Genomic DNA, 13,822 nt, shown 5'->3' with positions numbered 1-13,822 from the left:
GCATCGGCCCGTAGGGCCAAAGGGAGGCTCCGAAAAGGCTAAATCACAAAGAAAAAAGAAAGGGACAACCTCGCGATTGCCCCTCTAACCAAACCCAGTTACCCATGCGCCTATTCACATAGGTGATATGATAACGGGGAATTTTGGGGCACATTATGTTCTTGCCCTAAAAAATATGTTAATAAAGTCCTTGGGAGAGGCGGCGGTAGATTTCATCGAGCCGCAGATCGAGGACGAAGCGAAAATCGCCGAAGGGATTGACTCCGTCTCGGAGGCCTTCTTCACTATTCCCGTAGGCCACAGGGAAATAGAGCTCAACGAAGTCGGGAATGAAGCGCAGGGAAAGGCCAGCTCCGTAGTGAAAGAGATTCTCGTTTGGTCCAGTGCTAAATTGATTCGACGTGTAGGCGCCCTCCACGTAGACTTGAAAGAAGCGCCAAATGGGGTATTGCACGGTGGAACTCGCCAAAAATGCATTGACCGTGGATCGGGTATCGTACTTCAGGCCCCCATCTTGAACAAAAAACTGACGGCTTAAGAATCCATCATCCTCCGATCGGCCCAGAAAGTAGAGTTCGAAAAGGTAGTCAGGCGTGTTGCTCAGTCCGAAGTTGTAGTAGGATCCGGAGGACGGATATTCATTGCGCCAAAACCAACCGAGGTAGTTGCGCCATTGTAGACGACTTCCTTTGCGGATCTGCCATTGGAAGGTGGCGTCGACATAGCTCTTGACAAAGCCCGTGGCAAATTGAGTGTCGAAGAAAACTTGCCAAGGGTGAAGGACATGCTGGTTGTCTAGTCGGTAGCGAAAATCTAAAATTGAGTAGTTGCTGTTTGCCAAGTCTACAGTGACAGGAGGTTCAGCTATTGTTGGTAGTTCACGCCATACCGACACGTTTCGAACGCGCAGGGAGTGGCTGTAGGGACTTCGAGGATAGGGTCTGCGAAACTGGACGTTCAATGCTGTCGTTAGACGCGTATAGGTTAGATCTGTATCGTAGCTAAAGTGTCGGCCGTAGACGCCAAGCCGGATGTATTGAAAGACCCCGTCGTCAAAATACTTGGTTATTGTAGAGTGACCCGCTCCGTTCAGGGTTCCTTGGCCTATGCTATACATAGGCGCAATTCGGTACTGAAAAGGCTTGACGGGTACGTTGGCGTTGTACACCGCGAAACCGACCAAGAATTTATCGTAGTTATTCCAACTCAGCATGGGGGACCAGTAAATCTGTGTCTTTTCGGGCCGATCCAGACTGCCATAGAATTGAAGCTTAATGGGTTCTACCTTTTTCAGAAGCCCTTCTGAACGCCAGAGGTTATTGTGCCTGAATTCTTCAATGAGCTCTTCTGGTGCATCAATCCGCACGGCATCGAAATCGACATCCGGCAGTGACCAAGTGGTGTCTTTGACCATAGGAGGCATCCAAATCCGCTTCACTTCTTGATCACCCTTGATCAGACTAGCAGAGTAGGGCACTTGTAAGGCCGTACGGTTACGAACGGTCACCTCGTTCTTGGAGACTTTTTTGACTTTGTAGTCCACCTGAAGGTTTGACTCAATCAAATCAGCAAACAGCCAATTCAGGGATTCGCCACTGACGTCTTCGAGGACCTCTTGCAGATCGTCGGGCCGGGGATGTTTGAACTGCCAGCGATCGTAATACGCTCGCATCCCAGCATCGTACAAAGAGTCGCCCCAATAGTGGCGGAGGTATTCAAAGACGAGCCCTGTCTTAGAATAGACAATGGCCCCGTAGTTCAGAGAATTGAAATCTTCGGAGGACGTTTCAATCGCCTGATCCACCCCAAAACGAGCACTGAATAAATAAGGAAGATAGTTGGCGTCAAATACGTCGTAGCCTTCAAGGTCAAACCATTTTTTGATCTTGTCGACCAAACGCGAGTCGATATCAACGATCTCCCTTTCGGGATACTTGGTTTTGATGTACCGAATTTCATTCGCCGTATTGATTCCCTCATCCATCCAGGCATGATCGCGCTCGTTGCTACCGAGCACGCCATAAAACCAATTGTGCCCGACTTCGTGCATGATAACCGTCTCTAGACTCCGAGCGCTGTTTTCATTGCCAATGATGGTGATCATGGGGTATTCCATTCCACCACCGGCCGCTATGGTTCCATCCACTGCAATCACATGTTCGTATGGATAGTCTCCATTCCATAGTGAATAATAGTAAGTAGCATCCTTGAGGTATTCCGAGGCACTCTGCCAGAGTGTTTCGTTTCTAGGGGTATAGTAAGCCCATGTGTGGACCCAGCGATCACTCCAGGGAAGCTGGACACTGTCGTGAAGCACCTGCCAACGTTGATCCGCAAACCAGGCAAAGTCGTGAATGCTATCTTGTCTAAAGCGATACGTTTGTTGGGCACCGTCTATCTCATGATGTACTGGGCGTCCTGTAGCCGCTAGGGTGTACGAGGTGTCGAGGTGAACCGTTACATCAAATGAACCGAATTCACTGTAGAATTCACCTTGGTTCAAGTAGGGCATTGGGTGCCAGCCGTCTCTATCGTACACGGCTGGTTTGGGGTACCACTGGGTTGCCATAACGGAGTGTTTTAAAACACCCATCCGGCTGACTCTACCGTCAGGCAAGTTCACGCGAAATGGGGTCTCGATGATAACGGAGTCCCCTGGTAAAAGAGGTTCGGGAAAGTCAAATCGAACCACGTCTGGATTTCCGTCGACTTCACTGTAAGCGACGTTCACACCGTTCACGGTAAAGGCCACAGAATCAATGGAGCCTCGCACGTCCTCATTAAAGTGTAAGTAGGTATCCCGATCCTCCAGCATTTGCTTCCCAAGAGCGGTGTGATCCCCTTGATACGCATTGGGCCAAAGGTGCATGTAGACTTCATGAAGGGTGTCCGGGCTCTCGTTCACATAGGTCATGGAGTCAAAGCCGCGAAGTTCTTCCGCATCGTGGTCAAAATGAACGTCCATGACATGGTCAACCCGCTGCTGAAAATAGCCCTGTGCTAGGCCCCCAAAGGGCAACCAACACAGGGCTATTAGGATCTTCCGCATCATGCGGCTAAATGTACGATGTCTGTCTTACATTTCTTCGTCCCAGTCTTCGGACTCCCAATTGTGCTCACCGTCGCCCCAATCTTTGTCCTCGTACTCCATGTACTCTTCTTCGTCGTTGTTAAAACCTTCACGGAATCCTTCTTGCTCTTCTTCCGTCCAGGTACAATCCATACAAGAGAGTCCTTGGTTGTTCATCATCCAGGTATGATTGACCATATCCCAATCCCAGGTGTTTGTGGTATTGTCAATGTCATCAATCACGGAGATTGCCGATTCGTTCAGGTAGACACTGGCTCCTTTAGGAAGGTAGAGCGTGATGTACAACTCCTGATTGCGCCATTTCTCATCGATAGAGAAATTCAAATGGTTCGGCAGCTCAATTCTTCCGCTGTCAATGACTGCGTCATAGGTAATCTGCTCTGCACGCTTCCGCGCCTCCCATTTATTGCTTCCGCGAGCATATTGACGAATCTGGAGCTTCGCTGTAGCACCAGCCGCACGCTCGATGTCAAAGTGTACGTTGCGCGTGTGGATCCGGTCTTCTGTGATGTCCATGAAGACACTGCGGTCGTACTGCAGCATATCCGAGATATCGTCTGTGCCCCCGACGATCTGAATGGGTCCTTCAACCAAAGGAACGTCCAGTTCAGTAGTGTATCGCCCTCCATCGTCAAAGTCAACACCTAATCGGATGGCTCCAATGATGGTCAGGATCATACCCACACCGAATAGAATGGACAGGGTCGTATTGGTCATGCGGCTCATTTTAGGCACTTTAAAGAGCAATCGAGCACCAAGGGCCACGATACTGATCAGTGGAACCAAGACAACCAATAGGAGTCCACTAGCGGTTAGCCAGAAGTGTCCATTGTCAATGAAGAGTAAGTCTTGTACCTGCATGAATCCAATTCCGGCAAGGCCTGGATCCGGCCAGGAGACGAACCACATGCTGGCGCCGAACATCGCTCCGGTAAGGGCTATGATGATGGTAATGGCCGTGATGATGAGCGAGAAGCCAATGATGGCCAAGACCAGTTTTACAAAGACTCGGAGGATCGCCAAGAATAGGTCGACGATTTTATCGATTCCTCTCTTAGAGGCTGAAGCTCCGCGACGAGCTGTTTTTCCAGCATCACTGCCCAGATCATTCAGACGATTCTTCAAACTGTCGATTTCTTCCTTAATGGACTTTTCGATGTTGTTCAGATTGACGTCTTCCCCTCGCATTTCCAGCTTTTCAGCGGTACTGCGCGCTTCGGGAATAATAATCCACAAAACCAAGTAGAGTAGGAATCCGGTTCCCCATCCGAAGAAGGAGAGAACAAAGATCAAGCGCACAAACACCGGATCGATGTTCAAGTATGCTCCAAGTCCTCCAGCAACACCACCAATGATGGCATCATCGGGATTACGGAAGATCCTTCTGCGGCGTTTGCGGTCGCTCGAACCCGAAGAGGAGCTCGAAGATGAAGTCTCCTCGTAGCTCTTTGCACTAGGACCATCTTCCTCCACGTCTTCGTAGTCTTCTGGCTCACCGAGAACGGCAATGACCTCGTCTACGTCCACACGGGTAATGACTTGTTTGGAATCCCCAGTACGACTTTGAAACAGCTCAGCCATACGGGCTTCTACATCGGCAATGATCTCGTCACCACCGGGCTCTCCAGCGAACTTCGCTTTCAAGGCCTGCAGGTAATCGCTCAAGCGACCGTAAGCATCTTCATCAACGTGGAAGATGATTCCTGCTAAATTAATGTTGACTGTCTTATTCATCGTTTGAGGTTTTTGATTGGGTGGTCAGTTGTACTGCTTTTACAAGGTCGTTCCAGGTCAGATCGAGCTCCTTCAAAAAGGCCTCGCCGGAATCGGTTAAGGCGTAGTACTTCCGGGGTGGTCCCGAAGTTGATTCTTCCCAGCGGTAGCTGAGCAAGTCGGCGTTTTTCAATCGAGTCAGAAGGGGATATAGGGTCCCTTCCACCACAATCATTTTGGCCGACTTCAGCGCTTCGATGATTCCGGAAGCATACTGATCCCCATTCTTGAGGATGGACAGGATGCAATACTCCAGAACCCCTTTGCGCATCTGTGCTTTTGTGTTTTCAATTTTCATTGGGCTTCTGTTGTTCGGTATCCCCATCCCAAAGTGACAACCGAAGCCGCACGATCCTTTGGAGATGCCGAGGTTTTTCTTAGACGTTGGATAGGCTCAATAGCTTCAGTGCCTTGCGGCACGATGCTTACTCGACCCACCAATTCCTGTTCAGATGTTGAAATCGACTGAGTGTCCTCTACCGCCGGAGTGATAGAAGTAGTGCTCCCATAAACAGATGGGCTGACCATTCGCGCTCCTTGCCAAAGCAAGAAACCTGCCCCGAGGGGGAGAACGATTTTAATCACAAATGCACCTAGAGATTTCATTTATATAGAACTTTGTTATGCAAATATATAAACATAAGATGGTACTATGCAATACAAAGTACTATTTTTTTATCTGGACCGACTATAAATTTCATTGAGAATGAACGATTTACTTCGCGCAAACCTTGACCAGTAGTACATTTAGCATAACTAAATACATGGCGCCATGGAAAAACTCAGTCGTAAAGAATTTTTGAAGAAAGCCGGGATTTTTGGCCTAACTGCGGTAGCCGGCACTACTTTACTCGCTGCGTGCGGGGGAGGAGATTCAGGAGCAGGAGACAGTGGAAGCGGTGCGCAACCACCACCTCCACCCAAGCCAAAACCCAAGCCTGAAGCAGCTGCGGATCCTTGCGAGTCCTACAATGCGGACTTGGATGAAAATGATTTGAGCACGCGCAACAGTCTTAAATACGTTGCCGTAAGCGAGAAGGAAGGTGAGAACTGTCTCAACTGTCAGTTTTACCAGCCCGATAAATTTGAAGGTAGTTGTGGTGGATGCCAGTTATTTGCTAATGGTGCGGTTGCTGAAGCGGGATATTGCATCAGCTGGACGGCCAAGCAAACATCTTAACTGGTTTTCTTCTGCCAAGCCTGAAGGTACTTATTGTACTTAAGGTAGGCTCTAAAATCACGAAGACTCTTAAAGAACTTAGGGTAGCTGTAACCGGCTGCCCTATTTTCTTTGGCAATCTTGTAGATCACCTTGTGGTGATGCAGCAAGCTGTACAAACCATCTTTAAGAGATGCGCAAGGGTGATAAATATGACCGGGTTCCGACATGGCTCCGTTCAGCTCAATAATGCAGAAGCGACCAGCATAAAGATCTTCAAGGCTCTTGCACTTGATGTCGTATCGTCCATAAAAGAAGCCATCAATGCCTTGGGAAACTTCGTCTATTTTTTCAACCAACTGTTTGTTGACCATATTCTTCCCATCCAAGAAGATGACCCCTTTACTGTGGTTACCTAGACGGACTAAGCTGTAGTCTTCATCCTTTTTCGGCACATCGTACCAATGGTTCTTGTGCTGTTTGAACAGTTCCTTTTCAAAAAAGCGAAGGCGGGGGTGGTTTCGAATCAGATCGGATACTGAGCTCTCTCCATCACCTTTTAGTCTAGTGAAATGCTTCACGACAACTGAACTGATTCGTCCTTGCTTTTCGTGGGGTAAGCGGTAGTAGAAGATGCCGATCTCCCAAGGTAAATCCACAAACTCTTGGACGATGAGGTCAAATGAAGCCTGCTTACGATAGGCCAGCACTTCGTCCCAATCGTGCAGAATGCGCACGCCGTTTCCACGTTCTCCGCGGTTAGGTTTAGCGATTAGAGGGAACTCCAACTGATTGTGCGTAAACCACCAACGGAAATCTCGTTCTCCCTTTAAATTATTCCACAAAAAGCTCTTCGGATAGAGGTGTTTAGGCAAGCGTGAGTAGATATTCCACTTGTCTTCACCGAACATGCCACCATACTTGAAGCCGGGATTTGAAAGGGCAAAGTAAAACGGATTTCGAGCTTTAATGGCCCAAGCAATGCTCTGGAAGTATACGGGGATATAAACCAGGTGCCAAGGCCAGAATTCCCAGTTCCAAAGTTTCGTAAGGCGCCGTGAAGCCACCGGAGGCTCATGTATGGCCTGATGGGGAAACTCGAGATACTCCCGCTCCAGATCGGCAATATTGATGTCGACTTGGCGGTCCATTAGAAGGGTGCTAGCATGTAAGGCGATTAGGTTTCGGGGCGAAAATACTCAATTTTTATGGATTGGCTCTCAGCGATATAGGAAGAGGTCGAGGATAACCATAAGCCCAAAGACCACCGAGGCAATGCCGTTTGTGGTCATAAAGGCTATGTTCACCTTTGATAAATCCGTCGGGCTGACCAACAGGTGCTGTCTCAGCAGCATAAGGACAAAAAACACGTATCCCGCCCAATAAAACCAAGCGAAATTGCCCTGCCAACCGGCAATTCCCAGACAAGTAGCCGTCACTACGTGAAGTAAAGAAGCCAGTTTTAAAGCGCGCGGGCGTTTTAAGAGTACGGGAATACTGTGAAGTTGCTGCTCTCGATCAAATTCGTCGTCTTGTAGGCTGTAGATAATGTCAAAGCCTCCTACCCAGGTCAAGACGGCTATACCAAACCAAACCGGTACCCAAGCAAATTCGGCGGTCACAGCTAAGTAGGCACCAACGGGCGCCAAGCTCAAGCCCAAGCCCAAAACCAAGTGACACAAAGCTGTGAACCGTTTCGTGTAGCTGTATCCCAAGGTGATAAACAGCGCAACCGGTGAGAGGTAGAAAACCAGTGGATTGATTAAATAAGTCACCACCATGAATAAAACGCTATTGGCGATCACAAAGAGCAGGGCTGATCGGGGCGAAATAATGCCTCGCGGGATTTCACGAACAGCAGCCGTTCTTGGATTTGCCGAATCAATATCCCGATCCAGATATCGATTAAACGCCATGGCCGCCGAGCGGACAAAGACCATGCACAACAAGACCAAGCCCAGTAGTCGCCAACTGAATTCCGCTGGTGTACTCCAAACGGCGTAGAAGTATCCGATCAACGCAAAGGGAAGAGCAAAGACCGTGTGGCTGAACTTAATGAGGGAAAGGTAATTCTTGATCATTACTTCTTATATGGGCGAATAATCAAGCGGACTCCGCGATCGTACTTCAAGTAATTCCAGATCCAATTGAACAGCGTAATAACCTTGTTTCGGAATCCGATCAGGGAGACTAAATGCACTCCCATCCAAATGGCCCAACCAAAGAAGCCTTGAACCTTCATGCGAGGGAGATCTACGACAGCTAAATTTCGACCAACCGTGGCCATGGAACCCAGGTCATTGTACTTGAAGCCAACGGGTGATTGTCCTTTTCTTTCGCGCAATAAATTCTTCCCGAGGAGCGTACCTTGCTGAATGGCTACTTGCGCCAGCATCGGATGTCCCTTGGGATGTTCTTCATCGATCATGACTGCTACATCACCAATGGCGTAGACATTCTCCATGCCTTCCACGCGATTATAGGCATCCACGCGGATTCGTCCACCCACAACCTTGTCGGCGTCTAAACCTCCGGGGAATGATCCCTTAACTCCGGCTGCCCAAATCAAGGTACTGGCTGGAAGTGGTTTGTTGTTCGTAATAACGGTTTGACCGTCGTACTCTTTGACCATAGTGCTGGTCCAAACTTGCACGCCAAGTTTTAGAAGGTAATCTAAAGCCTTATTGGAACTGGTCTCGCTCATCGCGGCTAGCACCCGAGGCGAAGCTTCAACCAAGTGAATACTCATGCGACGAATGTCGAGATCCGGATAATCGTGAGGAAGAACATGTCTTTTCAATTCTGCCAAGGCTCCAGCGAGTTCCACTCCAGTAGGCCCAGCACCCACTATGACGTAGTTCATCAAAGCTTCTCGCTTTTTCAGGTCGTCTGTCAAAAGTGCTGCTTCAAAGTTCTGGAGCATTAAAGAGCGCAAGTTGAGCGCCTCAGGGATGCTCTTCATGGGCATGCTCTGTTGCTTGATGCTCTCCATGCCGAAGAAGTTGGTTTCGCTTCCCGTGGCAATGACCAGGTGATCGTAATCCAAAGATCCAATACTGGTCTCGATGCGCTTGTCAGAAGTGTTCAAGCGCTCCACTTCCGCCATGCGGAAGAAAATATTCTTGTATCCCGTGAAGATGGTTCTCAGCGGATGGGCAATAGAATCCGGCTCAAGCCCGGCTGTGGCCACTTGATAGAGAAGAGGTTGAAAAGTGTGGTAGTTGTGACGGTCGAGCAAGACGACCTGGAAGGGTTTGTTCTTGAGGGACTTCGCCACCATGAGACCGCCGAATCCGCCGCCAATTATGACGACTCTGGGGTGATTGCTTTCGGGGATATTCATAGCGAAAGTATTTGACGCAAAGGTAGTCACGGGGCGCTCGAGAAGCAAGCATTGTGAACTTAATCGAATTTCTACACCTTTACATCCCATGAACCCACGAGGAAAAGAGTTTGAGGCGATTGCGCTGAGCCCATTTAAACTGCGATTGTTCTTTTTGAAGTCCCTGCCCATGGCCTGGCTGGCTGGTTTGAGGGTCACCTCTTTAACGGAGAAAGAATGTGTCGTCGAGTTCAAGTACAAATACTGGGTCAAGAACCCCTTTCAGAGCGTGTATTTTGCCGTTCAGGCGATGGCGGCTGAGCTATCTACTGGGGTCATGGCGATGCGTGAGATCTACAAGCGCAAACCTGGCGTGAGTATGTTGGTGGTGGGCTTGGAGGCTGAGTTCTTAAAAAAGGCCTCCGGAAAAGTCACTTTTACCTGCCCTTGCGGCGCTTCCTTTACGGAAAAGGTCCAAGAGGCTGTAGACACAGGGATACCTCAAACCGTGGTCTGCCACAGCATCGGCCGAGACGAAAAGGGTGATGAAATCGCCAAATTCAAGTTGATTTGGAGCTTTAAGAGTCGAAGTAAGTAATCGGTTTTGCGCCTCAACGGCGCGATGCACACTGCACACACAACACACTTTCCGGCAACAAGAGTAAGCGCCCCGTCGGGATTTCATCTCCGCAACTGCGACAGCGCCCAAAATGATCTTCATCCACGCGTCCCAGCGCACTTTCCAAACCGCGAAAACGAGCCACCGCTTTTCGGAGCGCCGCTTCATTGACGGATTTATTGTTGATGGCGTCCATCCGTGAAACGCGGCCAATGGCGTTTTCTGGAGCAATCGGCTTTGTCAATTCACGCAATCGGGCAATTTCTTCCCGGACCTGTTCCAAGGCCTCTTTGATTTTGGTAGTTACTTCTTGACGTTCTTCGGGACTCATGGACACAAAGTAGGGAATTCACTTCACCCCCTGTCCTTGCGGAGGATATTGAAGTTTTCAAACTGCATGATCGGATGTCCAACAACGTTTCGTTCAAACCAGGTGATCAAGCGGTACTTGGTGCGCTCGTGCTTGTGCTTGAGCCGTTCGGGATTTACACTGCCGGACCACTGAAGTTGATCAGCCCAATCAAATTTGGATAGCCAGTCCTTCATCACAGCAGGGTGCGTGCCCTCAAATTTGGGAATGTGTTGCATGGGGCCGTAGTCGAATGCCGCCGGTAAGTCCTTTAAGAGCTCTTCACTTTTCTGATCCCCGTGGTAGCTGCGGCTGTTGGATCGGCGCTTGGCCGACATCAGGTGCGGGGGGCGGACATAGCCGTAGTGGTAGACATCGGCCCGTAGGGCCACTACATTTAATTTGCGGTTGCCTTCTTTGCTTTGGTAGGCCTCATAGCTGTAGTCGAAGTTCCCGTCATAGTATCGAAAACTCTGAGCGTCTTTCCAGGAGTGGATTTTGGGGTCGTTCCGAATGATCCGAACTTCCCTGCGGTACCATGTGTGCCCGTCGTGGTAGTGGTCAAAGTCTCCCCAGAAATGAACGTAGTTGAATAAAAGGCCCTCAACTTCGGAGTCATCATGATGCCGCTCCATGGCCGCGCGAATGGTCTCGTGGTATTTTTCATGGATGGCCTCATCGCATTGAATGTAGACGAGCCAGTCTCCCGTGCAGGCTTCCTTGGCTTTGTCGGTCTCGCGAGCGAAAACGGTGTTTTTGGGGTAGTTCGCCAGATCCCATTCGGTTTCGATGATACGAATCTTGGGGTCTCGAAGGGATTCAATCTCTGCTCGCGTTTGGTCGTTCGCATCGCCCTTTCCTAGGGCGACTACGAATTCATCGACCAGCGGGAGAACACTGGCGATGGCCTCTTTGGCGGGAATAAAGAGCTGAGTAGCGTTCTTGACGAAGGTAAAACCGGAAACGCGCATGAAGCGAATTTAGGAGGAATGATCGGAAATGATCTTCCAGCCTTCTTCTTTCTTTTCCCAGACCAAGTTGAACCAACCTGAAAGGGTGTCTTGTTCGCGATTGAGCTGCCACATTCCAATGGTGTGGAAGTGTTCCGCTCCCAATGCGTTCATCTCCATCAGAGTAAACTCGAGCTCACCCATAGCGGCTCGGTCTGGATAGGCGCGCTTGTAGTTGTCCAAGGTGAGTTGCCAGCCGTATGTCAATCCGCGTGAACCGATAAAGGTCATGCGCTCATTTTCCCAGTAGGCCGACATAAATCCGTCTATGTCACCCGAGTTCCAGGATTCAATTTGCCCGTCCATGATGTTCCTCAGCTCAGCTTCGGTAGCCTCGGCATCGACAGTGCTCACCTCGACGGATATATCGGATGTAGACTGCTCCTCTGCCGCCGGGGAGTTTTGGCAAGCAGTGAAGAAAAGTAGGGCGGTGGAAAGTAATAGGGTACGCATCTTAGAACGAATTATCTCCGTCCAACAAATCACCTATTCCACCGAGGATGGAACCTTCGCCTTTGCGTTTTCCACCTTGACTTGGTGCTGCGGCAAAGACGCGTTCGGCCAATCGACTGAAGGGTATACTCTGAATCCAAACCTTTCCCGGCCCGGTCAGACGTGCTAAGAAAAGGCCCTCTCCGCCGAAGAAGGCGTTGCGAATTCCCTTGACGGTTTCAATATTGTAGTCGATTCGCGATGTAAAAGCCACCAAACAGCCCGTATCTACTTTGAGGGTTTCACCGGGGAGTAGGGTTTTTTCGACCACAGTTCCTCCCGCGTGAACGAAGGCCATTCCGTCGCCTTCGAGCTTTTGCATGATGAACCCTTCGCCGCCAAAGAACCCTACACCGAGTCGGCGCTGAAATTCAATTCCAATATGAACGCCTTTGGCCGCCGCCAAGAAGGCATCTTTCTGGCAGATGATTTTGTGGTCCAACTGACTCAAATCCATAGGAATGACCTTTCCGGGATAAGGAGCGGCAAAGGTAACGTGTGCTTTCCCAGGTCCTCGATGCGTGTAGGTGGTCATAAAGAGTCGCTCACCGGTTAACACGCGTTTTCCGGCGGAGAACAGTTTGTCCATGATGGTCTGAGATTTTCCAGAACCATCTCCAAAAATGGTGTTCATTTCGACCGTTCCGTCCATCATCATAAGACTCCCGGCTTCGGCCAGTACGGTTTCATCCTGATCGAGTTCCAAGCGAACCGCCTGCATTTCTTCTCCAAAGATGGCGTAGTCGATTTCGTGACTTGATTTCATAGATAGCGTTCTTTCATAATGTTGAGGTGATGACGCAAATGTCCGGAGACCACATAGCAAAGCCCCCGTAAGCTCATGCGTGAACCGTTCGCTGTGCCGCTCAGCTCTTCGCGATCGCCTAAGGATTCAAACAAATGAATGGTCGATTCACGGGTCGCTTCAAACTCATCAATGAGGTCTTGCCAACTTCTTTCCGATGCGCGAGCACTATCGACAAAGGCATTGTGGTCAAAGCCCGGTAGGTCTGTAGCGTCCTCTCGTCCAAAGCGCATAGCCCGGTAGGCAAAGACGCGTTCTGCATCGATGAGGTGCTGCACCAAGTCCTTTGGTGTCCACTTTCCAGGAGCATAGGAAAAGTCCTGGCGGTTAATAGGCCAGGATTTCCAAAGTTCCTTTGCTTCTCTTTTTGAATCTCTTAGGGCTTGGATACCGTTGCCCTCGGTGACGAGGTCGATGTATCCAGCGTAGAAGTCGGCAAATTCGCCGGCTTGAGGTCGTTTCATGCTTAGTTGTCGTTGATTAGGGACCCGCTTCCTGTAATGGTGACATTCAGGTCCGGATAACCCTTGTAATATACGGAACCACTTCCAGTGATGACGACATCGAGAACGTCTTCTGCATAGACTTCCGCACTTCCGGATCCGGAGATGCGCACATCACTTTCTTCGGTCCACAGTCCAAAGGCTTCAACATCTCCTGAGCCGCTGATGCGCAGGTCATGAGAATCGGCTTCGCCTTGGAGTCGTATATCACCGGATCCTCGAATCTCGGTTTCGATATCGTCTGCCAAAAGTTCTAGATCGACATCACCGGAGCCGTTGAGGTCCAGTTCTATATCGTCCACTTCAAAGACGCCAACACCGAATACGTCACCGCTTCCGTAGAGGTGGATTTCTTCCAATTGATCAACGTCGATGTAGAGGACCAATTGCTCATCGGTGTAAAAGCACTCTCTGTTGTCAATGACCAAGACTCCTTGAATCACCGTGATGTCCAATTGATCAAGGACGTTGCTTTGACCTCGAGCTTCAACAATTCCGCTTGGGTCTGAGCTCTGGGTCAGGTATATGTCGATGACGGTACGGTTTTCAATTCCGCTGAAGTCTTCGACGAAGATGTCGCGAATTTCCACATCTCCTGATCCTTGGACGCAGAAGGCGTCTTCGCAGGAAGTAAACATCGCGCCGTAGGCGCAAATTGATAGGGTAAAGAGTATAAAGCGTTTCATGGTTCTGGATTTG

General features: G+C 49.7%; 15 protein-coding genes. 2 read left to right on the top strand and 13 right to left on the bottom strand.

Features of this window, described 5'->3' with window-relative positions:
• Positions 1–178: 178 nt before the first annotated feature.
• From HZ996_12345 to HZ996_12330, 4 genes are read right to left on the bottom strand one after another with little or no spacing between them, the layout of a single operon-like run.
• Positions 179–3,052: a M1 family metallopeptidase gene (locus HZ996_12345; GenBank protein ID QTN39900.1), complete on the bottom strand. Its 2,874-nt coding sequence runs from the start codon at positions 3,050–3,052 to the stop codon at positions 179–181.
• 24 nt (positions 3,053–3,076) lie between these two features.
• Positions 3,077–4,825 carry a PspC domain-containing protein gene (locus HZ996_12340; GenBank protein ID QTN39899.1) on the bottom strand — a complete coding sequence of 583 codons (1,749 nt, stop codon included), beginning with the start codon at positions 4,823–4,825 and terminating at the stop codon, positions 3,077–3,079.
• Entirely contained in the window at positions 4,818–5,162 is a 345-nt protein-coding gene (locus tag HZ996_12335) for a PadR family transcriptional regulator (protein QTN39898.1), read from the bottom strand. The genes HZ996_12340 and HZ996_12335 overlap by 8 nt, the downstream gene beginning before the upstream one ends.
• The gene (locus HZ996_12330) at positions 5,159–5,470 is read right to left on the bottom strand and encodes a hypothetical protein (GenBank protein ID QTN39897.1); all 312 of its coding nucleotides are present in this window, start codon (positions 5,468–5,470) and stop codon (positions 5,159–5,161) included. Before HZ996_12330 ends, HZ996_12335 begins: the two co-directional genes overlap by 4 nt.
• 373 nt (positions 5,471–5,843) lie before the next feature.
• On the opposite strand from HZ996_12330, the gene HZ996_12325 reads away from it, so the two are divergent.
• Positions 5,844–6,044 carry a high-potential iron-sulfur protein gene (locus HZ996_12325; GenBank protein QTN40054.1) on the top strand — a complete coding sequence of 67 codons (201 nt, stop codon included), beginning with the start codon at positions 5,844–5,846 and terminating at the stop codon, positions 6,042–6,044.
• Here HZ996_12325 and HZ996_12320 read toward each other — a convergent pair.
• From HZ996_12320 to HZ996_12310, 3 genes are all read right to left on the bottom strand, one after another.
• The gene (locus HZ996_12320; protein ID QTN39896.1) at positions 6,041–7,174 is read right to left on the bottom strand and encodes a hypothetical protein; all 1,134 of its coding nucleotides are present in this window, start codon (positions 7,172–7,174) and stop codon (positions 6,041–6,043) included. The two genes, HZ996_12325 and HZ996_12320, sit on opposite strands and share 4 nt — an antisense overlap.
• A gap of 69 nt (positions 7,175–7,243) precedes the next feature.
• Entirely contained in the window at positions 7,244–8,101 is an 858-nt protein-coding gene (locus tag HZ996_12315; GenBank protein QTN40053.1) for a UbiA family prenyltransferase, read from the bottom strand.
• A 2-nt stretch (positions 8,102–8,103) separates the two neighbouring features.
• Positions 8,104–9,366, bottom strand: coding sequence for an NAD(P)/FAD-dependent oxidoreductase (locus HZ996_12310; GenBank protein QTN39895.1), 1,263 nt, complete (start codon positions 9,364–9,366; stop codon positions 8,104–8,106).
• Positions 9,367–9,454: 88 nt separating this feature from the next.
• On the opposite strand from HZ996_12310, the gene HZ996_12305 reads away from it, so the two are divergent.
• Positions 9,455–9,943, top strand: coding sequence for a DUF4442 domain-containing protein (locus tag HZ996_12305; GenBank protein QTN39894.1), 489 nt, complete (start codon positions 9,455–9,457; stop codon positions 9,941–9,943).
• Positions 9,944–9,956: 13 nt separating this feature from the next.
• Here the strand turns inward: HZ996_12305 and HZ996_12300 are convergent, their stop codons facing one another.
• The 6 genes from HZ996_12300 to HZ996_12275 form a co-directional block, all read right to left on the bottom strand.
• Entirely contained in the window at positions 9,957–10,295 is a 339-nt protein-coding gene (locus HZ996_12300) for a TraR/DksA C4-type zinc finger protein (GenBank protein ID QTN39893.1), read from the bottom strand.
• Positions 10,296–10,318: 23 nt separating this feature from the next.
• Positions 10,319–11,284 (bottom strand): hypothetical protein, encoded by a 966-nt coding sequence (locus tag HZ996_12295; protein ID QTN39892.1) that lies wholly within the window; start codon positions 11,282–11,284, stop codon positions 10,319–10,321.
• A gap of 9 nt (positions 11,285–11,293) precedes the next feature.
• Positions 11,294–11,689, bottom strand: coding sequence for a nuclear transport factor 2 family protein (locus HZ996_12290; GenBank protein ID QTN40052.1), 396 nt, complete (start codon positions 11,687–11,689; stop codon positions 11,294–11,296).
• Between the two features lie 88 nt (positions 11,690–11,777).
• On the bottom strand, positions 11,778–12,581 hold the full coding sequence (locus HZ996_12285; GenBank protein QTN39891.1) for a TIGR00266 family protein: 804 nt from the start codon (positions 12,579–12,581) through the stop codon (positions 11,778–11,780).
• Positions 12,578–13,084: a DinB family protein gene (locus HZ996_12280; GenBank protein ID QTN39890.1), complete on the bottom strand. Its 507-nt coding sequence runs from the start codon at positions 13,082–13,084 to the stop codon at positions 12,578–12,580. Before HZ996_12280 ends, HZ996_12285 begins: the two co-directional genes overlap by 4 nt.
• Positions 13,085–13,086: 2 nt before the next feature.
• Positions 13,087–13,809: a DUF2807 domain-containing protein gene (locus HZ996_12275; GenBank protein QTN39889.1), complete on the bottom strand. Its 723-nt coding sequence runs from the start codon at positions 13,807–13,809 to the stop codon at positions 13,087–13,089.
• Positions 13,810–13,822: the final 13 nt, after the last annotated feature.

Source organism: Cryomorphaceae bacterium (assembly GCA_017798125.1).
Classification (GTDB): domain Bacteria; phylum Bacteroidota; class Bacteroidia; order Flavobacteriales; family ECT2AJA-044; genus ECT2AJA-044.
Note: the sequence above shows the minus strand (reverse complement) of the source record. Positions and strands in the feature narration are given on the sequence as shown.